Raw genomic sequence first — 21,422 nt, 5'->3', positions numbered from 1 at the left:
AGAACTCCTTAAAGCTTGTCACTTAATTCGCGGATTGTCTGATTCAGCGTTTCATCATTCATGCTGTAATCAACCGGGCAGTCCACCACATGAACGCCGGGCGTATTAATGCACCGGGTAATAACCTCGCTGAGTGAGGCGGTATCTTCAATGCGCCAGCCTTGGGCGCCATAACTGTTGGCATACTGCACGAAGTCAGGATTCCCGTAGTCCAGTCCGAAATTGTCGAAAGACATATGAGCCTGTTTCCATTTGATCATGCCGTAAGCGTCATCCCGCAGAATAATGACAGTCAGATCGAGATTGAGTCTGACGGCTGTTTCCAGTTCCTGACTGTTCATCATAAAGCCACCGTCACCGCATACACTGATTACGGGCTTATCAGGGTTAACGAGTTTTGCAGCAATAGCAGAGGGAAGACCGGCCCCCATAGAGGCAAGGGCATTATCAAGCAGTAAAGTATTGGGATGGTAAGCCGGATAGTTTCTGGCAAACCAGATTTTGTACACGCCGTTATCCAGCGTCACGATACCTTCATCCGGCATCACTTTGCGGATATCGCGGACAAAGCGTTCCGGCAGAACCGGAAAACGGTCGTCATCTTCCGCTTCCCGCCTGTGATTGACATAGGCATCGTGCACATCTTTATAAAAATCCAGCTTCCAGCCGGATTGCGGGGAGACCTTTTCCTTGATTTGCCAGATACTGTTAGCGATGTCGCCGACAACTTCTGCCTGAGGGAAGTACACAGGGTCAACAGCGGCCGGCTCAAAATTAATATGAATGACTTTCTTTCCGTCGTCGTGCATAAAAAACGGCGGCTTCTCAACCACATCATGACCCACATTGATAATGAGATCAGCACGGCTGATGGCACGGTGGACAAAGTCACCGTCGGATAACGCAGTGTTTCCGGCAAACAGAGGATCACTTTCATTGAGCACTCCTTTTCCCATTTGGGTGGTGACGAACGGGATCCCTGTTTTATCTACAAACTCTCTGAGCATTTTTGCTGTGAGTTTACGGTTTGCGCCGGCGCCGATAAGTAATAATGGGGACGCAGCCCTTTCAATCATCTCAACAGCTTCGCGGATAGCTTTATACTCAGCAATTGGTCTGCGGGTATAACTGGGCTTCAACAGGGACGCTGAAGTGCTTTCATCTGCAATGTCCTCCGGCAATTCAATGTGCACTGCGCCGGGGCGTTCTTCTGATGCAAGACGGAAAGCTTCCCGCACCACAGACGGGATACGGTCACCGCTGACAATCTGGGTTGTGTACTTGGTGATGGGACGCATCATATCTACCACATCGATGACCTGAAAACGCCCCTGTTTGCTGGTTTTTACCGGCTTCTGGCCAGTGATCATTAACACCGGCATAGCGCCAAGTTGCGCATAGGCGGCGGGCGTCACTAAATTCGTTGCGCCGGGGCCAAGGGTAGATAAACACACGCCAACTTTACCGGTAAGCCGGCCGTAGGTGGCGGCCATGAATCCCGCTCCCTGTTCGTGGCGGGTCAGCACAAGTTTAATGTCAGATGTGCGGAGAGATTCCAGTAAATCGAGGTTTTCCTCACCCGGAATACCGAAGATGTATTCCACACCTTCAGCTTCAAGCGCTTTAACAAAGAGGTCTGAGGCTTTCATTCCGTTCTGTCGCTCCTTACATTTACTAGCTGGTAAGGTGTGCTACGGCGGGAAAGCTAAAAGCGATTAGGTTTGTTTACAGTTCCGGGCCGGAACGCCGGGTCAGTCGGTGAGTTGCTCCTGCCAGGCTGACAATTTTTCCTGCGTGGCGCGGTCGACCGCAGCCTTATTATTATTTATCCACCACTTCTCCATGATCTGCACATTTTTACTGTTAGATTTATAAAAGAAGTCGGCAATATCGCCAACAAACGGAATGAAGCCGAGAGCGAAGTCCATGACGGAATTACGTACCATGGTTTTAAGCAAACCGGATGGCATGCCCATCTTTTTTCCAAGAGAGATAATACGAAAACCGGCAATGAGCATGGCAGCGTCACCGGCGCCCGGGATGAGACCGATTATAGAATCCAGCCCGATACGGAAGGGAATAACAGGCAGCTTTATCGCCGTATCCAGCATGTTTGCCCATTTTTGTGCCTTGAGCAGCTCTTCCGGTGCTTTTACATTACTGTCCATGGTCATTCTCCTGTTCAACGATAAATAGCCGGGCTAATCCGGCTTTTATCACCGGACAGCTTACCTGTCTGCACCGAGGGCTTTCGCCAGCGCTTCCCGTTTACGGTTTTGTGCAGATGCCTGCCAGCCGTGCAGATTACGTTCGATGAGCGTCATTAACGTATCTATATGTGCCGGTGAGTCGTTAAGCGCAGGAATATACTCAAAACGCTTTCCGCCGGCTTCCATAAAGTAGTCTTTGTTTTCCTCACCGATTTCTTCAATGGTTTCCAGGCAGTCCGCAGAAAACCCGGGGCACAGTACCTGCACGGACCGCACGCCTTTACCCGGCAATCCTTTCATAGTTTCGTCAGTGTACGGCTGAAGCCACTCTTCGCGGCCAAAACGGGACTGGAAGGTGGTCATGTATTCGTCTGATTTCAGATCCAGCGCTTCAGCCAGCAATCTTGATGTTTTATGACACTCGCAGTGGTATGGATCACCATTGGTCAGATAACGCTTCGGGATCCCGTGATAGGACATAACCAACAAATCAGCCTTGCCGTTTTCCTCCCAATGCTGCCTGACACTTGCAGCCAGCGCTTCGATGTAAGCGGGTTCGTCATTGTAGTGCGTTACAAAGCGCAGTTCCGGCATCCAGCGGCGGCGGGTAAAATCGGCAGCCACAGCATCAAAAGTCGACGCAGTGGTGGATGCACAATACTGCGGATACAGCGGCAGTACTACCAGCTTTCTCACGCCCTGACTGAGCATTCTGTCGATGGCAGACGCCACGGACGGCTGTCCGTAACGCATGGCAAAATCGACCACCACATCGTCACCGTATTTTCCCCGGCACTTCTCTGCCAGTGCTGCATGCTGGGCCTTAGTGATCGCCATTAACGGTGACCCTTCGTCTGTCCACACTGTGGAATAGGCTTTTGCAGACCGTCCGGGCCGGAAGTTTAAGATCACCCCGTTGAGTACGAACCACCAAATCAGGCGGGGAACTTCGACAACCCGGGGATCGGAAAGAAACTCTTTCAGGTAAGGCTTCAGCGCAGCTTTAGTCGGCTGTTCAGGCGTACCTAAATTGGTGATCAGTACGCCCAGCCGGTCTGCCTGGCCATGTGTGAAATGGGTAGAGTTAATATATTTCATGCTGCTTTACCTGAAAACGCTGCCAACTAATCAAAAAGACAATTAATTATACTGAACCTGAGACACTTTTGATCCCCGGAATCAGACATTTATAACGATTATTTGATTCAGTTTAAGCGATTACTATCGCCGCATGTCGCCAATAAAAAAGGCCGGTATCCCCGGCCTCAGAGACATTACATTTCGTTAAGGTGTGTAAAAGGTTGCCGCTCCCGGTCCCACGGGCATGCCAAGCAGGAATACCCAGAAGAAAAACAGCAGGGACCAGCCGAGGATAAACACCATTGAATAAGGCAGCATCATGGCAATCAAAGTGCCCATTCCGACATCCTTACGATACTTAGCCGCCATGGCGAGGATCAGCCCAAAATAGCTCATCATCGGCGAGATCACGTTGGTAACCGAGTCGCCGATACGATACGCAGCCTGAATCACCTCCGGTGCATAACCTAATAACATCAGCATGGGTACGAAAATGGGCGCAGTCACAGCCCACTGTGCCGAGGCACTGCCCAGCGACAGATTCACCAGTCCGCACATCAAAATAAACAGAATGAATACCGACGGCCCGTCAAGACCCGCGGCCTGCAACAACGCAGCACCTTTAACGGCGAGGAACGTACCGAGGTTTGTCCATTTAAAGAAGGCTACAAACTGGGCGGCGAAAAATACCAGCGTGATATAGAGACCCATGGCACCCATGCTTTTAGACATGGCGTTGATCACATCGCGGTCATTTTTCATCGAACCCGTTACCCTGCCGTACACGAAGCCGGGTATCGCAAAGGTAATGAAAATAAAAGCAACGATACCTTTAAGAAAAGGCGAACCGGTTATAAGACCGGTTTCAGGATTTCGCAGCGGGCCATTTTCAGGTACAACGGTAAGCGCCAGCACAGCACACACTGCCACGAATGCAAGACCGGCCATTTTCAGACCTTTCTTTTCCAGAGCCGTTGGCGCTTCCATGGACTGGCCTTCCAGTTCCACAGAGGCATCCGATTCGTTGTACTTACCCAGCCTTGGCTCGACAATTTTTTCAGTCACAAAGGTGCCCATGATAGCAATCACAAAGGTACTGATGAACATGAAATACCAGTTTACTTCCGGGCCAACCACATATTCAGGATCAATCATATGCGCGGCGGCTTCAGTGATGCCGGAAAGTAACGGGTCAACGGTGCCAAGTAACAGGTTTGCGCTGTAACCCGCCGACACGCCGGCAAATGCAGCAGCCAGCCCGGCCAGCGGATGACGCCCCAGAGAATGGAAGATCATGGCTGCCAACGGAATAAGGACGACATAACCCAGCTCAGATGCGGTATTTGAAAGAATGCCGGCAAACACCACGGCGAATGTGACCACGCGCTTGGGTGCACCCATCACCAGGGAACGCATCAGCGCGGAAAGCATGCCGGAGTGCTCTGCCACTGATACGCCCAACAATGCCACCAGCACAGTACCGAGCGGAGCAAAGCTTGTGAAGTTGGTCACCAGACCGGTAACGATGCGCTGAAGACCTTCAGCACTCATCAGCGAAATGACTTCGATCATGCCGTCAGCTTCCCGGCCTTTTGCGCCTTCAGGACGGGGATCGGCCACAGCCACATCGAAGTAGCCCAGGATGCCACTTAAAATGACTATGAATACAGAAAGTAATGCGAATAATGTGATCGGATGCGGCAACAAATTCCCAAGCCACTCTACGGTAGCCAAAAATCGTGCGAACCATCCGCTCTGTGCAGCATCCCCGCGGGACGGCACCTGAGACTGATTGGAACTCAAGATAAACCTCTGTCGTTTTTATTCAGATCTGCATTTTATGCAGCCTGATTATAATAATGTCGCGCACAGTATAGCGAATAAACAGCGTCTTCGCAGCAAAAGGGCTGTAAAGCGACTATTTTCCATACTTTAGGACGACGAAAAAAACGTCAGACAGTGGCTTTTGCGGGCATAAAAAAACCCGCTTAAAGCAGGTTTTTCAGTAAGTTACGATTTATTTACCCTTGGAATTATTCAGGTATTTAAAGAAATCGCTGTCCGGTGCAAGCACCATCACATCATCTTTACCATTGAAGCTCTTACGATAGGCATCCATGCTGCGCAGGAAGCTATAGAAATCAGGGTTCTTCGAGTAAGACGATGCATAGATTTGTGCTGCCAGTGCGTCACCTTCACCACGTACCTGACGGGCATTACGCTCGGCGTCTGCCTGCATAACGGTAACTTTTGCATCAATATCAGCACGGATCACTTCAGCTTGTTCCTGACCTTCCGAACGGTGTTCACGGGCTACTGCAGCACGCTCTGCACGCATACGCTGGAAGATCGCGTTACTCACTTCGTTAGGCAAGTTAATTTGCTTAACCCGAACGTCAACAATTTGAATACCCAGTTCTTTAGATGATTCGCTGGCTTGTTCCATTGCCTGATTCATGAGTGCAGAACGCTCACCGGATACAATTTGTGCAATGGTGCGGGCACCGAATTCAGAACGCAGACCGTTATTCACCTTCTGTTTCAGAAGCGCCTCTGCCTGCAACTTATTACCACCTTGTGTAGAGAGGTAATATTTTGCGAAATCAGCAATTTTCCACTTCACATAAGAATCGACAATAAGGTCTTTCTTCTCTGAAGTAACGAAGCGGTCAGGCACATCATCCAGCGTTTGAATGCGGGCATCCAGACGACGGACAGAATCGATAAACGGCAATTTGAAGTGCAGGCCGGGCTCGAATACACGTGTTTCACCGGTGGCGTCGTCGCGTTGTACTTTACCGAACTGAATAACAATCGCTCTTTCGCCTTCGCTTACAACAAATAACGATCCGGACAGCAAAATAACAAACAGTACTACTACTGCAATGAGTAAGTTCTTCATGCGTTATTCTCCTCCGTTACCAAAACGACTGTCTCGGAAACCGGAACTCTGCGTTGCTGAGCCCGATGAGTTACTGCCGGATGAAGATGGCAGCGACTGATAAGACGAAGATGAACGGGCCGGCGCAGATGATGATTTTTGTTCCATCATTTTATCCAGCGGCAGATACATCATGTTATTTCCACCTTTGGTGTTGATAAGCACTTTGCTGGTTTTACCCAGTACCTCTTCCATCGTTTCCAGATAGATACGCTCACGGGTAACCTGAGGCGCAGCTTCAAACTGAGGCAGCAGCTCAGAGAAACGGGCCACTTCACCCTGCGCTTCCAGAATGACACGCTCTTTATAAGCCTGCGCTTCTTCATTCATACGGTTAACCTGACCACGGGCACGGGGTTCAATTTCACGTGCATAAGCTTCGGCTTCACGGATGAAACGCTGTTCATCTTCCTGAGCGGCGATAGCATCATCGAATGCATCTTTCACTTCTTCAGGCGGACGGGCATCACGGAAGTTCATATCGGTGATAGTGACACCAAGATCGTAAGGTTCAAGGATAGCTTGCAGCTCTTCCCAGACACGTTGACGGGTAACTTCACGGCCATCGGTTAATACGTCATCCATTTGTGAGTGACCTACAACGTAACGGATTGCACTGTCGAGTGCCTGGCTCAGGCTCATTTCAGGGCTGGTTACCGCAAACGTCCACCGATACGGGTCTACCACGCGGTATTGCATTTCCATCTGAACACGCACCACGTTTTCGTCTTCCGTCAGCATGGAGCCGCTGGACGCCTGGTCGCGGATAGATGTGACATCAACCGGAATAACGGTATCGATAAAGGTTGGCTTCCAGCGAAGTCCAGGTTCTACCTGCTGAGAATATTCACCGAAACGAAGCACTACACCACGTTCTGATTCACGGATGGTATAGAACCCGCTTACCACCCAGATTACGGCCAGCAGCGCGATTAGAATAGCAGCGCCGACTGTGCCCAGGCTTTTACCTGAACCACCTTTGCCACCGCCCATTTTTCCGAATTTACCAAACAGGTTTTTGAACACGTCGTCCAAATCCGGGGGCCCCTGATCGCGACCGCCGCGGTTTTTCCACGGGTCGTTATTTTTGCCACCCGGCTCATTCCAAGCCATGCTGATACTCCATAAGTGGTTAACCCTCGATACCTGAATATGCTGCCCGCGATGAACAGCCGTTCAATTATTTTGGGATCTGATTTTAAAATCTGTCGTTACGAATCTGTCGTTTAATGATGTACCACATATCCGGACAAGCCGTCATCAAGGCGTTTTTCTAAACGGTTCCAGTCGCTGGTGGGCATTCTTACATCCACTACCCAGTCACCGTCGTCGTCATAGGCCTCATTTGCGATACAATTTAAATCATACAACACCCCGCGCAATTTACTTTGCGCCGGGGGGATCCGCAGTGTGTAACTTACCATGCTCTGTCCTAAGCAATCGGTAAGTGCTTTACTCAATAAATCGAGCCCCTCTCCGGAATGAGCAGACACCCATACACGAACAGGTACACCCTCGTCGTCTCTATCTATACGCGGTGATATTTCATCAAGTTTATCAATCTTATTACAGATTATTAATTGTTGAATATCATCTGCTTCAATTTCTTCAAGCACCGCATTCACTTCATCCATCGTTTCACGGTAGTTTGCTTCTGCCACATCAACAACATGAAGCAGTAAATCCGCTTCCTGTGTTTCCTGTAACGTGGCTTTAAATGCTGCAACCAGATCGTGAGGGAGATGACGGATAAACCCGACGGTATCTGCCAGAATAGCCGGCCCCACATCCTGCAAGTCAATTTTGCGCAGAGTAGGATCCAGCGTGGCAAACAGCTGGTCAGCTGCATACACGTTGGAATTTGTGATGGTATTAAATAACGTCGATTTCCCTGCGTTGGTATAACCAACCAGAGAAACCGTGGGAATTTCGGCACGTTTGCGCGATCTGCGCCCTTGCTCACGTTGTTTCTGTACTTTCTCCAGCCTGCGGAGAATGGCCTTAATCCGGCCACGTAACAACCGGCGGTCAGTTTCGAGCTGTGTTTCACCCGGACCACGCAGACCTATCCCGCCTTTCTGACGCTCAAGGTGTGTCCATCCACGAATTAACCGGGTAGAAATATGTCGAAGCTGTGCCAGTTCCACCTGCAACTTACCTTCATGTGTCCGGGCACGTTGTGCGAAGATATCGAGGATAAGGCCGGTACGATCTAAGACCCGGCATTTGCAGATGGCTTCGAGATTCCGCTCTTGAGACGGCGATAACGCATGATTGAAAATCACTACATTAGCATCATGCGCTTTCACAGAAGCAGCAATCTCTTCGGCTTTACCAGAACCAACGAAATACTTAGCATGTGGAGCACTGCGCGACGTCGTAAGTACGTCTACCGCATTCACTCCCGCAGAAGATACGAGCAATTCAAGCTCGGCGAGATCTTCTTTGCTGTTCTCGTCAGCAAAATTTACATGAACAAGAATAGCCTGTTCACCGGCTTCATAACGGTCAAACAAGCAATGTACCTTTTAAATTATTCACTTTTACTATTTTCAGCATCCCCTTGGGTTGAGCTAGGCATAGTGATAGCACGTGATGGTACAACCGTTGAAATGGCATGCTTGTAAACCATCTGGCTAACTGTGTTTTTTAACAGAATCACGAACTGGTCGAACGATTCCACTTGCCCCTGAAGTTTGATCCCATTTACCAGATAAATGGATACGGGAATACGCTCTTTTCTTAACGCATTCAAGAATGGGTCTTGTAGTGATTGCCCTTTAGCCATTTGATATCCTTAGTTTTTATTATTTCCATGGCAAACATATATGTTTGCCACCGCGCTTAATGTATAACACACTCCAACACTTAAAGTGTGATTTTTGACAAAATATTCGTCAAATTATGGTTAGCAAACGTGTCAAGCCAGTGCAGTTCCGGCCAGCCTCTTAACCAGGTCAGCTGCCGTTTTGCAAGTTGACGCGTTGCAATAATACCTTTCTCACGCATTTCTGCATAGTCGAGTTGCCCTTGTAAATACTGCCACGCCTGACGGTATCCTACTGAACGTATAGAGGGTAAATCTTCATGAAGATCACCCCGGGTAAACAATGTCTTCACTTCATCAATGAAGCCATCTTCAAGCATCATATCGAACCGCTGTTCAATACGACCGTGTAACACTGCTCTGTCTTCCGGTGCTATCGCAAATTGCGTCACCTGAAAAGGACATGGTTCGCCTTTTTCGGCCTGCCAGTCAGTGAGGCTGCGGCCGGTTGACCGGTAAACCTCAAGCGCCCGTGTTACACGCTGCGGATCATTCGGGTGAATGCGGGCGCCACTTACAGGGTCTACACGAGATAATTCATCGTGTAAGGCTTGCCATCCATGCGCCCCGGCATCCCGGACAATGCCCGCTCTCACCTCATCGTCAGACTTAGGTAAGGGCGAAATACCATTTATCAAGGCATTAAAGTACATCATCGTACCACCCACCAGCACCGGCAGTTTGCCACGCTGATGGATATCGTTAACCAGCGAAATGACATCGCGGCGGAATTCCGCCACGGAATACGTTTCTGACGGATCGATAATATCAATCAGCCAGTGTGGCGCCAGCGCCTGTTCTTCCTCGGTCGGCTTTGCCGTACCGATGTCCATGCCTTTGTACACCAGTGCTGAGTCAACACTGATAATTTCACAAGGTACGCGTTGTGACAGCTCCAGCGCCAGACCTGTTTTACCGGAAGCGGTAGGCCCCATAATACTTACGACGGGCTTCATATTCTGACTTTCACTCATTCCGGCCACGTCTCTATTAATCTGTCTGCAGGCTGGCTGCGACCCTGTTGCTCCAGCACGGTAATCTGTTCACTGACAGGCATCGATTCAAATCCGTGCCACACCGCCGTAAGAATATCAGCCGGTACGGTTGTCACTGATATTAAAGACTTTAGCACATCATTCAGGTTCTGCCCGCCGGAAGTCAGCATGACCGGAAACCAGTTCACCCAGGGAAAATGTCTGCATCCTGAAGGTGCCTGTTGTAACCGGTATTTACCTGCCACCAGACTGATTTCAAAGTGGTGATCCTGCAAAACCTCAACGGTTTGTTCACTTACATTCGTATTGGCCACTGATACCGGCATCAGCAATGGTTGCGATGTGCCGGCCAGCTCAATTTGAGCCGCCACCCATTGGGCGATTATAGCGTTTACAGATAAAAGCAAACAGTTGTTTTTATGACAGTAAATTCTTACATATTCATTTAACTGCAAGAATGATAACGCAGAGGTCTCCTGCGTATCAATCTGTGAGCTGAGCAAAGTGCTGTAGCGCTGCCCGTAATCTGCCACCGTTGCAGCAGGTACCGGTGCACTGCGGTGACGGCCTGTTCCACCTGCCACTCCACTTCCGTGATAACGTCCCTGTGCAGTTCCGGCAGAGGAACCAGCAAAAGACTGTGAAGACCGCGGCACGGATTGCGTTGCTGTTGTGCTGTATCCGTTATTTTCCGGGGAATGCCCCTGATGTGTACCCTGCGGCTGCGCCGGTGCAAGGGGGCGGATGTAATCGTGTTCCGGCTCATCAAACTGCGCAGTCTCACCGGTGTCACCGTCACTGAGCGCGTCAGCCACAGCCTTACAGATAAAATCATGTACAAGGCGGCCTTGTTGAAAACGGACTTCATGTTTAGCCGGATGCACATTCACATCCACATCACGGGGATCAACGGTCAGGTAAACCACGAAAGACGGTTGTTCCAGAACACCCCACACACTTTCATAAGCCTGACGGATTGCGTGCAGGATGAGTTTGTCCCGCATACCCCGGCCGTTTACAAAACTGAACTGGCTGTCGGTACTGCTTCTTAGCATGGTCTCATTGCCCAGCCAGGCTTCAAGTGTCATGCCGTCATAGCCGGTTTTCACGTAAACCGCGTTGCTCAGAAACTTTTGCCCCATTACCGCACTGATACGGCGGGTCAGAGGATCAGCTGACGAAGCCTGATAACGCTTTGTCATCTTGCCGTTGTGTTTCAGCAAAAAGGACACGTCGGGATGGCTGAGTGCAATCCTGCGGACCACATCTTCGATATGCTGATATTCGGTTTTTTCAGTGCGCAAGAACTTGCGTCTTGCCGGCGTATTGTAAAACAAATCAGCCACGTCGATAGTCGTGCCATTCGGATGGGCAACCGGATTCACGGTGACCTCCATGTCACGACCTTCACAGTGAGCCTGCCATGCCTGTTCCTGATCTTCCGGTCTGGAAGTCAGAGTAAGCCTGCTGACTGAGCTGATACTGGCCAGTGCTTCACCGCGGAACCCTAACGACATGATTTGTTCGAGATCATCCAGCGTTGCAATTTTACTGGTTGCATGACGGCTGAGCGCCAGGGGTAATTCGTCTTTACAGATGCCGCCACCGTTATCACGCAATCTGATGCGCTTATGCCCGCCTTTTTCAATATCCAGTTCGATACGTGTGGCACCGGCGTCGAGACTGTTCTCAATCAGTTCTTTAACAACAGACGCAGGTCTTTCTACCACTTCGCCGGCAGCGATTTGGTTCGCTAACTGCGGTGGGAGTAGCTGTATAGGCAAGGGAATTCCAGACTTTGTTTCAGGTTCTCGGGATGGTCAGTTCCTGACCAATCTGTACGGTGTCGCCGCTAAGGTTATTTGCCGCTTTAATGGTACTGATTTTGACATTGTAACGTTGTGCCAGCAAGGACAATGACTCACCACTGCGAACCTTGTGAATTAAATTACGGGATTTTTGTGAAGCCCATAAAGTACCGTCCGGCGGGACCTGACGAAAATACGTCTTGATTGCCTCAAACATTGAGGTGGCCAGCCGCTCGCGGTATTCACTCCAGTTCAGGTTCTTTTCTTCCTGCGGATTACTGATAAAACCGGTTTCTACCAGGATTGACGGAATATCCGGTGCTGTCAGAACGGCGAGACTGGCCGCCTGCGGAGAAGACTTGTGCATACGTGTTACGCCACGCAACTCTTTTATCACTTTCTGACTGAGATCGTAGCTGGCTGACATAGAATGATCCATGGACAGACCGAGAATAGTTTCTGCCAGATAACGCTCGCTGGCGTTATCAGAAATCACTTCTGCTGCGCCGCCCAGTAATTCAGAATGCTGTTCGGTTCTTTCCAGCCAGCGACCCAGTTCAGTATCAGCACGGCGCATTGACAATACCCACACAGATCCGCCTCTCGGACCGGCTGTGGTGAAGGCATCAGCGTGTATTGAAATCAGTAAGTCAGCTTTACTTTTGCGGGCGATTTCAGGCCGGCGGTTCAGCCCGACGTAATAATCGCCTTCCCGTGTCATTACTGCACGCATGCCGGATTCCGCATTAACCAGTTTTTCAAGGTATTTGGCAATACTCAGGGTAATGTGCTTTTCGTAGGTACCGGCACGACCGATAGAACCGGGGTCATTACCGCCGTGACCCGCATCAATGGCAACAATAATATCGCGGTCACGACTGTTGTTTTTCGTATCCAGCACGACGGAAGTAGACGCCAGCGGCGCAGCAGGGCCGGGGTTCGGATCAATTAAATCAACCACCAGGCGGTGTCCGTAGGGACCATCAGGCTCAACAGGGAAAATGGATGGCTTTGCCTTTCTCGCCATTTCGATAACGATACGGGCTGACTGACTGTTCTTCGGAGTTGAGTGGCGCACCCGCTCTACCAGGTCGCCGGTGATATCAGCCTGTGACAAATCACTGCCGCTATCAGTATCCGCAAGGTCAATAACCAGCCTGGCAGGGTTGTCTAAAGAAAAATAAGTAAATTCAGGCGCCGTTTTAAGATCGAGCACAACGCGGGTCCTGTCACCGGAAGGTGCAGCCCTGACTCCGCTAATCTGGTTTTGTGCCCAGGCAGCGCATGCCAGTGACCACAAACAGATTGTGTAAACGATTACGCGCAACATATTTCGCCCTGAAAATTTCCTTTCGTCAGCTTTTATTTTTTTATGGGGCACTCAGTGCACAGACAACAGCATCACCGGCCGCTGATTTCGCGGCAATGTGCAGTGCCCGCACATCATCATGTGAGTTAATACTAATCACTAAATCTGCAGATGCCAAGAACCCGGCCCCTTTTTGCGGCCATTCAATCAGACAAACGTTCTTTTCGCCGAAGTAATCACGGATCCCCATGAATTCCAGTTCTTCAGGATCCGCCAGACGGTACAGATCAAAATGATAAACAGAGACTTCGTCCAGTTCGTAAGGTTCCACCAGGGTATACGTGGGGCTTTTTACGTGCCCCGCGTGTCCGAGTGTTTGAATGAAAAAGCGGGAAAATGTCGTTTTGCCAGCGCCCAGGTCGCCTTCCAGATAAATCACCAGGCCTGCTGGCAGCCTGCTCTTAACAGCGCTGGCTAATTGCTCTGAAATTTTTTGTGTGGCTTCCGGTGAATCTGACCGGAAAACATGTTCTGCGTACGACATAAACTCTGCTTCAACAAATACTACTGGTTGATGAGCACCCTGACGGCGTCAAATAAATCGCTGGCAATCATACCACGTTGGCCGTACAAGTCAGCCAGATCATCACCGGCTTTAGCGTGCACAGTGACGCCATATTTTGCAGCGATATCCCGTGACAGCCCCTGCGCAAGCAACGCTCCCAGAATACCACTGAGCACATCACCGCTACCCGCCGTTGCCATACCCGGATTACCGTGTTTACTTACCCAGGTAGACCGTTCGTTGTCAATAATGGTTCCCGCGCCTTTCAACACACAGGTGGCATGATAACGCTGGGCGCATTGTCTGGCATAGTTAAAACGTTCGGCTTCCACATCATCCACAGACACACCCAGCAGGCGCGCCGCTTCTCCGGCATGTGGCGTTAAAATACAGTCATTAATGGTATACGCAGTGGCCTGACGGCTGAGCAAATTCAACGCATCGGCATCCAGCACCATGGGCTTCGGATGAGTCTGACAATGCTTCATCACCGTTTGAAATACGGTTTCTGCCCAGTCATCCTGCCCCAGACCGGGTCCGATCACCACGCAGGTCGCCCAGCTCAATGCATCTTCCAGGTTTTCATCTGTCACCATCAGCTCCGGACGGCCGGCGCTGACCTGAATGGTTGACGCTTCATGGGTATAAACCCGCACCATACCGGCACCGCTGCGCAGCGCAGCTTCACTGGACAGACGGATTGCCCCGGCAGTGCCTTTATTGCCGCCAACGCACAATAACCGGCCGTATGTACCTTTGTGACTGTGTACCGCACGTGGTCCCATACCGCGGAACTGTTCGATATCCAGTAAGCTGGCTGACGAACGGGCGAGTTCAGAGAAGGCTTTACCGATTCCGAGGTCATCGTAAACTAACTTACCGCAGGACTGCTTACCGGCACCGGTAGACAAGCCGGGTTTAATACCCACAAATGTAACGGTGACATCAGCTTCAATACAGCGACCTAATGACTGACCGGTATTGGCATCCAGACCGGAGGGCACATCGATACTGACCACCGGAATAGTATGAGCGTTGATGGCATCAATAATGTCAGCAAATTCATTGCGGATATAACTGGTGATTCCGGTACCCAGCATTGCGTCGACAAGCAGTCCCGCTTTATCCAGCAAGCCTTTATCGAAGACTTCAATTTTGCCGCCGGCATCAAGCCAGCGCTTCTGTGCCCGGCCAGCATCGCCTTCAAGAATGCGGTGAGGTTCGACGGCGCACACATGCACCTGCTTGCCTGCTTCTTTTGCTTTCAGTGCAGCGATATAACCGTCGCCGGCATTGTTGCCCTGCCCTACCATCACAAGATAAACGTGGGTGTTTGGCAGCAGGCTCTGACACTGACGGAATACCGAAGCACCTGCACGCTCCATCAGGGTAGCCAGATCGCAGCCGGATTGCTCCGCTGCGGCCTGTTCGTGTTCTCTTACCTGTTCGGCGCGAAAGAGTTTATGTGATAAGCTTGTCGCGAGTTTAGTATCCAGCATAGTTTCCATGTCCGCGTTGCAATCAATCGATCTCAATAGATTAACAAACGATATCAAGGCTTGGGGCCGCGCGCTAGGTTTTCAGCACGTGGGTATCAGTGATGTTGATCTCAGTCAGCATGAAGAGAAGTTGATGGCATGGCTGGAAAAGGGCTGTCACGGTGATATGGAATATATGGCCGCGCACGGCATCAAAAGAGCCAGGCCCGCAGAGTTACTGCCCGGCACCGTGAGAGTAATCAGTGTTCGCATGGACTATCTTCCTCCGGATGCGTCTTTTGCCCGCCATCTTTCTGATGATCAGATTGGTTATGTCAGCCGGTACGCGCTTGGCCGTGACTACCACAAAGTACTGCGGCAACGTCTGAAACAACTGGGTGAAAAAATATCTGCGCAGTTTGAGAATGCGCAGTGGCGTCCTTTTGTCGACTCCGCACCGGTGCTGGAACACGCTATTGCTGAAAAAGCCGGTACCGGCTGGACAGGTAAACACTCCCTCACTATCAGTAAAGAAGCCGGCTCCTGGTTTTTTCTCGGCGAGTTGTTCATCAACTTGCCGCTGCCTGTAGACGAGCCTGTAGAAGAAGGGTGCGGCAGTTGTACTGCCTGCCTGACGATTTGCCCCACACAAGCCATCGTCGCACCTTATACCGTTGATGCCAGAAAGTGCATTTCTTACCTCACCATTGAGAATAACGGGCCGATTCCGGAAACATATCGCCCGCTGATGGGGAACCGCATATACGGCTGTGATGACTGTCAGTTGGTGTGTCCCTGGAACCGCTATGCAGCAATTACAGAAGAAACAGACTTCCACGCCCGCAAGCAATTGCACGGTCAGCCTCTGACCACCCTGTTTGCCTGGGATGAATCCACGTTCCTGAAGAATACTGAAGGCTCACCTATACGGCGGATAGGGCATGAAAAATGGTTACGTAATATTGCCGTCGCCATGGGCAATGCATCGGCCAGTGAAGCCATTGTATCGGCTCTTGAAGGTCGTTCGGGAAGTGTGTCAGAGATGGTTCAGGAACACATTGACTGGGCGCTGACACAACAGGCAGGGAAGCAAGGCAGGGAAACAGTCAGCAACCGGCAACAGCAGCGTCTCACCCGGGTAATAAAAAAAGGGCTGCCGCGTGATGCGTAGCCCTTTCCGATAAGTAAAACAGCGTCGTTTTTATTTGTGGTACTGACGACTCAGACGGTGAACCGCATCAACAAAAACGCCGGCATGCTCAGGCGGCACGTCCAGATGGATACCATGGCCTAAATTAAACACATGCCCTGAGCCTTCACCGAAGCCGGCCAGAATGCCCGCCACTTCCTCTTCAATACGCGCAGGTGGCGCGTACAGCATGGACGGATCCATATTGCCCTGCAACGCGACTTTATCCCCCACGCGGGCTTTGGCATCTGCAATATCAATTGTCCAGTCCAGACCGACTGCATCACAACCTGTCGCAGCAATTGCTTCCAGCCACATGCCACCGTTTTTGGTAAACAGAGTCACCGGCACCCGGCGCCCTTCACTTTCACGGGTCAGCCCTTCGACAATACGCGCCATATACTGAAGAGAAAATTCTTTGTAATCCCGCGGAGAAAGTACACCACCCCAGGTATCGAAAATCATCACTGACTGCGCGCCCGCAGCAATCTGTGCATTCAGATAACTGGTGACAGAGTCGGCAAGCTTGCCCAGCAGCGCATGCAGTGTCGCAGGCTCTGCGAATGCCATTTTCTTAATTTTCGTGAATGCCTTGCTTGATCCGCCTTCTACCATATAGGTAGCCAGCGTCCAGGGACTGCCTGAGAAACCGATAAGCGGTACTTCACCTTTTAATTCTCTGCGGATGGTGCGCACAGCATTCATCACATACTGAAGCTCCCCTTCGGGATCAGGAATACCAATTTTGTCCACATCCGCTTTTGATGTAACCGGATTTTTAAAACGCGGACCTTCTCCGGTTTCGAAATACAGACCTAATCCCATTGCATCAGGAATCGTCAGGATATCTGAAAATAAAATCGCAGCATCCAGAGGAAAGCGACGCAGGGGTTGTAAAGTCACTTCACAAGCCAGTTCTGCGTTTTTGCATAACGACATAAAGTCACCGGCTTCAGCACGGGTTGCTTTATATTCAGGCAAATAACGACCGGCCTGTCGCATCATCCAAACCGGCGTTACATCAACAGGTTGCTTCAGCAATGCGCGTAGATATCTGTCATTTTTCAGCGCCGGACGCGCTGTGGAAGGGCTGTTAGCCGTCATGCATTTCCTCTGTTTTCAATACTGATTCTGGCGGGAGTATAGCAATAAATAAGGTTGAAACGGCGGTCACAGATCAAGTAATCACAGTTTTTGACACCAAATGGCATAAAAATAACCAAAAGTATAAGACTTTAGTCTTGCTACTTAAGTACATGTCGATAATAATAGACACAACATAAAGAAGCCCTTTAATTTTGTTTAACATCATTAAAAGGGACCGACGCACAATCCTGAGGCCCCGCATCGCGGGGCTTTTTATTATCTGTTAACTGCCTTTGTGTTTATTCAGCACCGCCTCAATAAGACGACCTGCAATAGATAATTTGGGCGGAATGTCCGGCAGTGCGTCAATATCGAACCACTGCGCATCCACGATTTCTCCCTCTTCGGGCACAATCTCACCACTTTCATATTCTGCCAGATAACCCATCATTAATGAGTGGGGGAATGGCCAGGGCTGACTGTCGAAGTAAGTGAGATTTTTTACCTTTACGCCCACTTCCTCTTCGACTTCCCTGTGTACCGCCTGCTCGAGGCTCTCACCACTTTCGACAAAACCGGCGATGGTGGAATACATATTGGTATCTTTATGCCTCACCCCTTTAGCCAGCAAAATCTGATTCTGCCGGTAAATAGCAACAATAATGCAAGGCGAGATGCGGGGATAGACACGGTGCTTGCACTGATGGCACTGCATCGCCATTTCCCAGTCAACCTGTTCCATCTTAGCCCCGCACTGACCGCAATAGCGATGTGTGCGCAGAAAATGCACATACTGCCAGGCTCTGGCCAGAACATTAAATTGCTCATCAGTACCAGCCGCCAGTAAGGTGCGCAGAGATGTCAGTTCCCAGTCATCCTGTTCAATGTGCTCTGCCCCCGTATCAATAATGTAGACAGGCGCGCCCACAGCATGATGTTCTGAAAGCGGCGGCAGCTCCACAATGCTGGCCTGATGATGAGCAATAAATTCCAGTGCAGACCAGCCGCCCAGATAAAGTGATGTAGTGGATTTAGGAACGAGTATTTTATCGCGGCTGAATATCAGCCAGTGTGCCTGAGCAGATTGCAACTGCCGGTCAGATACCGCTTTGATCATTGAACATACCCCGGTGGGAGCTGAGAATGCCGCCCAGTTTAGTTTTTTTACACAACAATTTACAGTAAATGCATTTCACTCACCGCGATATCATTGTTAAGGTACGGGCCAATGTTATACTGAGAATAGAAATCAGATGCATTGAACGCAGTCTGCTGTTTAATCGCATGATCACCAGACAAAAAAAATCAGACGTTTGCCGGTAAAACATCATGAATAGTACTACCCTCATTAATAAAGCCCGTGCCTATTGTGAACAACGGGGAGCAAGATTCACCCCTCTGCGGGAAAAAGTATATGAAATCTTGTTGGGTAAACACGGGCCTATGGGGGCGTATGAATTACTTGATGCCCTCAAGGAAACGGAATCGAGCGCAAAACCGGCCACGGTGTACCGTGCACTGGATTTTCTGCTGGAATTCGGTTTCATTCACCGGCTGGAATCGACCAATGCTTTTGTTGCATGTCATCATTTTGGTTGTCACCATCCGGTACAGTTCCTAATTTGCGACAGTTGCGGTGATGTTGCCGAGATACAGTCAGAAGGGCTGCAGGAAACGCTGGACAGTCAGGCAAAACAGCACGGATTCAAAGTATCAAAGCAAACAATTGAAGCTCACGGCCTTTGTGCAGATTGTCAGGATGCAGAAAGTGCGGAGCTTGAGGAAAAAAATCATGAATGTTGAGTTTGTTAATCCTTTCATCAATGGTTTACTGAATGTCATGGAAACCATGGCACAAACCACGTTAAAGCCAGGAAAACCCAAGAGAAAACAAAGCGATGTTGCTCAGGGTGATGTCTCAGGGTTAATTGGCATGGTGGGCCCGCAGGTAAAAGGGTCAATGTCGATTACGTTTGATGAAGGTCTCGCGCTGACCATTATGGAGCGTATGGTGGGTGAGCGTCCGGAGAAACTGGATGCGGAAGTTGGCGACATGGTGGGTGAAGTAACCAACATGATTTGCGGTAACGCAAAGCGTGAATTAGCTGAAAAAGGTTTCGATTTTGGTATGGCTACGCCTATCGTCGTATCCGGAAAGCAACACACTATCAGCCATCAGGTAGACGGTTCGAAACTGATAATGCCATTTATGTGTGATGCGGGCCTGGCGCATATGGAAATCTGCTTTGACAAGTAACTGGCATCAGCAGGAATTCTCTATCCCCGCTTTCAGGCGGGGTTTTCATTTGATCACCTCCCACGTAGAGCGCGCCCTGCCTGAACTTCACAATGTAAAGATTGGGCAATTGCACCTCTGGTTACAGCACACCAGTGCTAGTCTGACTATCAATGAAAATGCAGATCCGTCGGTAAGAAGTGATCTGGAAGCGTGGTTTAATCATACTGTACAGGAAAGCACGGCATATTTTACACACACCTATGAAGGAAGTGATGATATGCCCGCACATATTAAGTCCAGTTTATTAGGATGTGAGGTAACAATTCCCGTTAAAAACGGGGAGTTACAACTTGGCACCTGGCAAGGCATAATTTTAGGCGAACATCGCAATTCTGGTGGCAACCGGCGCATCATAGCCACTCTGCAAGGAATTTGGCGATAATATTAGTTATTATCTATTTTATGCTCTTTTGTCTATTGGCACGGCGTGTGCTAAGAGCTATCATCCACCCGATTTTACTAATCACTCAACGTTATACAGGATGTGAAAATGAACAAAACTTTTAAATTTACTGCTCTTGCTTTTGCTGTTGCAGCATCTGCGAACGTAGCAGCTCAGGAAGATGGCAAGCCATTCGACAGCTGGTTAGGGCTGCATGGTATGTATTACAACACGGAAGAAACTAAGCCAGCACCGGATCTGATGGACGACGGTTTTGGTTTCGGTTTTGAATACGGCTGGCGTTTCGACGAGAGCTGGGCGGTGCGTGGTGAATATACTGTTTTGGATTTAGACTACCAACAAGTGCTGGGTTCAAAAGATAGCATCTCTGGTCACATGTTCGGTGTTGACGCTTTATACTTCCTGCCAGACGACCTGTGGTACGTATTCGGTGGTGTTAAGCGCCAGCTGTTAGACGAAAACTACAACCTTGCCAATGTTGGTATTGGTAAACACTGGGACATCAATGACGACGTTAAGTTGACAACTGAAATCGCTGCTTACCGTGATTTTGATGATTCTTACTACGATTACAGTGTAAAAGTAGGTCTGGCATTCCCGTTTGGCCAGTCTAAAACTTCAAGTTACAGCAAGCCAGCGCCTGTTGTAGACGGCGACAGCGACAATGACGGCGTACTGAACAGCATGGATCAGTGCCCTAACACGCCTGCCGGTACGCAAGTTGATTCTAAAGGTTGTGCTGTTATCGCGGACAGCGATAAAGACGGCGTAGCAGATGGTAAAGATCTGTGCCCTGACACACCAATGAACGACAAAGTTGATTCTGACGGTTGTACTGTATTTGATAAAGAAGAAGTAACGCACAACCTGCGTGTACTGTTCGCAAACGAAAGTGCTGAAGTTGCAGAACCTCACTCTGCTGACATCGAAGACTTCGTTGCTTTCTTCAAGCGCTACGGTAAAACTGAAGCGGTAATCGAAGGCCACGCATCTGCACCAGGTACCGAAAGCTACAACATGGAGCTGTCTGAGCGTCGTGCTGAAGCATTCAAAAATGTACTGGTTAACGAATATGGTATCGATGCATCACGTCTGAGCACTGAAGGTTTCGGTGAATCAGAACTGCTGATGGAAGGTAGCTCTGCAGAAGCTAACCGTGTAAACCGTCGTATCTCTATTCGCGTAACAGCGATTGTTGAAGTACCTGAAAAGCGTTAATTCAACAAATCAGA

20 protein-coding genes are annotated in these 21,422 nt (G+C 49.8%); 5 read left to right on the top strand and 15 right to left on the bottom strand.

The annotated features are described in order from the left end of the window. Positions 1 to 8: 8 nt before the first annotated feature. The 13 genes from J3369_RS02890 to J3369_RS02830 form a co-directional block, all read right to left on the bottom strand. Entirely contained in the window at positions 9 to 1,649 is a 1,641-nt protein-coding gene (locus J3369_RS02890) for an acetolactate synthase large subunit (RefSeq protein WP_349583593.1), read from the bottom strand. Positions 1,650 to 1,751: 102 nt separating this feature from the next. Next, positions 1,752 to 2,168: a DUF4112 domain-containing protein gene (locus tag J3369_RS02885; protein ID WP_349583590.1), complete on the bottom strand. Its 417-nt coding sequence runs from the start codon at positions 2,166 to 2,168 to the stop codon at positions 1,752 to 1,754. 60 nt (positions 2,169 to 2,228) lie between these two features. Next, entirely contained in the window at positions 2,229 to 3,308 is a 1,080-nt protein-coding gene (gene hemH / locus J3369_RS02880) for a ferrochelatase (RefSeq protein WP_349583587.1), read from the bottom strand. Positions 3,309 to 3,494: 186 nt separating this feature from the next. Then, a complete protein-coding gene (locus J3369_RS02875) occupies positions 3,495 to 5,093 on the bottom strand; it encodes an AbgT family transporter (RefSeq protein ID WP_119499856.1) in 1,599 nt (532 codons plus the stop codon). A 214-nt stretch (positions 5,094 to 5,307) separates the two neighbouring features. Then, positions 5,308 to 6,192 carry a protease modulator HflC gene (hflC, locus tag J3369_RS02870; RefSeq protein ID WP_349583584.1) on the bottom strand — a complete coding sequence of 295 codons (885 nt, stop codon included), beginning with the start codon at positions 6,190 to 6,192 and terminating at the stop codon, positions 5,308 to 5,310. Positions 6,193 to 6,195: 3 nt separating this feature from the next. After that, positions 6,196 to 7,344 carry an FtsH protease activity modulator HflK gene (gene hflK / locus J3369_RS02865; protein WP_349583581.1) on the bottom strand — a complete coding sequence of 383 codons (1,149 nt, stop codon included), beginning with the start codon at positions 7,342 to 7,344 and terminating at the stop codon, positions 6,196 to 6,198. A gap of 113 nt (positions 7,345 to 7,457) precedes the next feature. Next, complete coding sequence (hflX, locus tag J3369_RS02860) at positions 7,458 to 8,747, bottom strand: ribosome rescue GTPase HflX (RefSeq protein WP_349583578.1); 1,290 nt, start codon at positions 8,745 to 8,747, stop codon at positions 7,458 to 7,460. Positions 8,748 to 8,764: 17 nt separating this feature from the next. Then, positions 8,765 to 9,019: an RNA chaperone Hfq gene (hfq, locus tag J3369_RS02855; RefSeq protein ID WP_119499852.1), complete on the bottom strand. Its 255-nt coding sequence runs from the start codon at positions 9,017 to 9,019 to the stop codon at positions 8,765 to 8,767. Positions 9,020 to 9,099: 80 nt separating this feature from the next. Next, a complete protein-coding gene (gene miaA, locus J3369_RS02850; RefSeq protein ID WP_502877398.1) occupies positions 9,100 to 10,032 on the bottom strand; it encodes a tRNA (adenosine(37)-N6)-dimethylallyltransferase MiaA in 933 nt (310 codons plus the stop codon). Next, the gene (gene mutL, locus J3369_RS02845; protein WP_349583572.1) at positions 10,029 to 11,837 is read right to left on the bottom strand and encodes a DNA mismatch repair endonuclease MutL; all 1,809 of its coding nucleotides are present in this window, start codon (positions 11,835 to 11,837) and stop codon (positions 10,029 to 10,031) included. Before mutL ends, miaA begins: the two co-directional genes overlap by 4 nt. A 19-nt stretch (positions 11,838 to 11,856) precedes the next feature. Then, positions 11,857 to 13,191 (bottom strand): N-acetylmuramoyl-L-alanine amidase, encoded by a 1,335-nt coding sequence (locus J3369_RS02840; protein WP_303575254.1) that lies wholly within the window; start codon positions 13,189 to 13,191, stop codon positions 11,857 to 11,859. 40 nt (positions 13,192 to 13,231) lie between these two features. Then, positions 13,232 to 13,714, bottom strand: a complete 483-nt coding sequence (tsaE, locus tag J3369_RS02835; RefSeq protein ID WP_349583568.1) for a tRNA (adenosine(37)-N6)-threonylcarbamoyltransferase complex ATPase subunit type 1 TsaE — start codon at positions 13,712 to 13,714, stop codon at positions 13,232 to 13,234. 20 nt (positions 13,715 to 13,734) lie between these two features. Beyond that, positions 13,735 to 15,234, bottom strand: coding sequence for an NAD(P)H-hydrate dehydratase (locus J3369_RS02830; RefSeq protein ID WP_303575252.1), 1,500 nt, complete (start codon positions 15,232 to 15,234; stop codon positions 13,735 to 13,737). A 7-nt stretch (positions 15,235 to 15,241) separates the two neighbouring features. Here J3369_RS02830 and queG point away from each other — a divergent pair, with 7 nt between their 5' ends. Further along, a complete protein-coding gene (gene queG / locus J3369_RS02825; protein ID WP_349583566.1) occupies positions 15,242 to 16,384 on the top strand; it encodes a tRNA epoxyqueuosine(34) reductase QueG in 1,143 nt (380 codons plus the stop codon). Positions 16,385 to 16,414: 30 nt separating this feature from the next. Here the strand turns inward: queG and hemE are convergent, their stop codons facing one another. Continuing rightward, positions 16,415 to 17,506, bottom strand: a complete 1,092-nt coding sequence (gene hemE, locus J3369_RS02820) for a uroporphyrinogen decarboxylase (protein WP_349583563.1) — start codon at positions 17,504 to 17,506, stop codon at positions 16,415 to 16,417. 265 nt (positions 17,507 to 17,771) lie between these two features. Continuing rightward, the gene (gene nudC / locus J3369_RS02815; protein WP_303575249.1) at positions 17,772 to 18,605 is read right to left on the bottom strand and encodes an NAD(+) diphosphatase; all 834 of its coding nucleotides are present in this window, start codon (positions 18,603 to 18,605) and stop codon (positions 17,772 to 17,774) included. A 212-nt stretch (positions 18,606 to 18,817) separates the two neighbouring features. Here nudC and J3369_RS02810 point away from each other — a divergent pair, with 212 nt between their 5' ends. The 4 genes from J3369_RS02810 to J3369_RS02795 all read left to right on the top strand — a co-directional run bounded on the left by J3369_RS02810 (position 18,818) and on the right by J3369_RS02795 (position 21,408). Further along, positions 18,818 to 19,291: a transcriptional repressor gene (locus J3369_RS02810; RefSeq protein ID WP_119499844.1), complete on the top strand. Its 474-nt coding sequence runs from the start codon at positions 18,818 to 18,820 to the stop codon at positions 19,289 to 19,291. Continuing rightward, the gene (locus J3369_RS02805; protein ID WP_303575248.1) at positions 19,281 to 19,745 is read left to right on the top strand and encodes a chemotaxis protein CheX; all 465 of its coding nucleotides are present in this window, start codon (positions 19,281 to 19,283) and stop codon (positions 19,743 to 19,745) included. The genes J3369_RS02810 and J3369_RS02805 overlap by 11 nt, the downstream gene beginning before the upstream one ends. Continuing rightward, complete coding sequence (locus tag J3369_RS02800) at positions 19,735 to 20,169, top strand: secondary thiamine-phosphate synthase enzyme YjbQ (protein ID WP_349583558.1); 435 nt, start codon at positions 19,735 to 19,737, stop codon at positions 20,167 to 20,169. The genes J3369_RS02805 and J3369_RS02800 overlap by 11 nt, the downstream gene beginning before the upstream one ends. A gap of 108 nt (positions 20,170 to 20,277) precedes the next feature. After that, complete coding sequence (locus J3369_RS02795; protein ID WP_349583555.1) at positions 20,278 to 21,408, top strand: OmpA family protein; 1,131 nt, start codon at positions 20,278 to 20,280, stop codon at positions 21,406 to 21,408. The last annotated feature ends 14 nt before the right edge of the window (positions 21,409 to 21,422 follow it).

The sequence above is a fragment of the Alteromonas sp. NFXS44 genome (assembly GCF_040148705.1).
In the GTDB taxonomy this organism is placed as follows: domain Bacteria; phylum Pseudomonadota; class Gammaproteobacteria; order Enterobacterales; family Alteromonadaceae; genus Alteromonas.
This window is presented reverse-complemented; position numbering and strand designations above follow the sequence as displayed.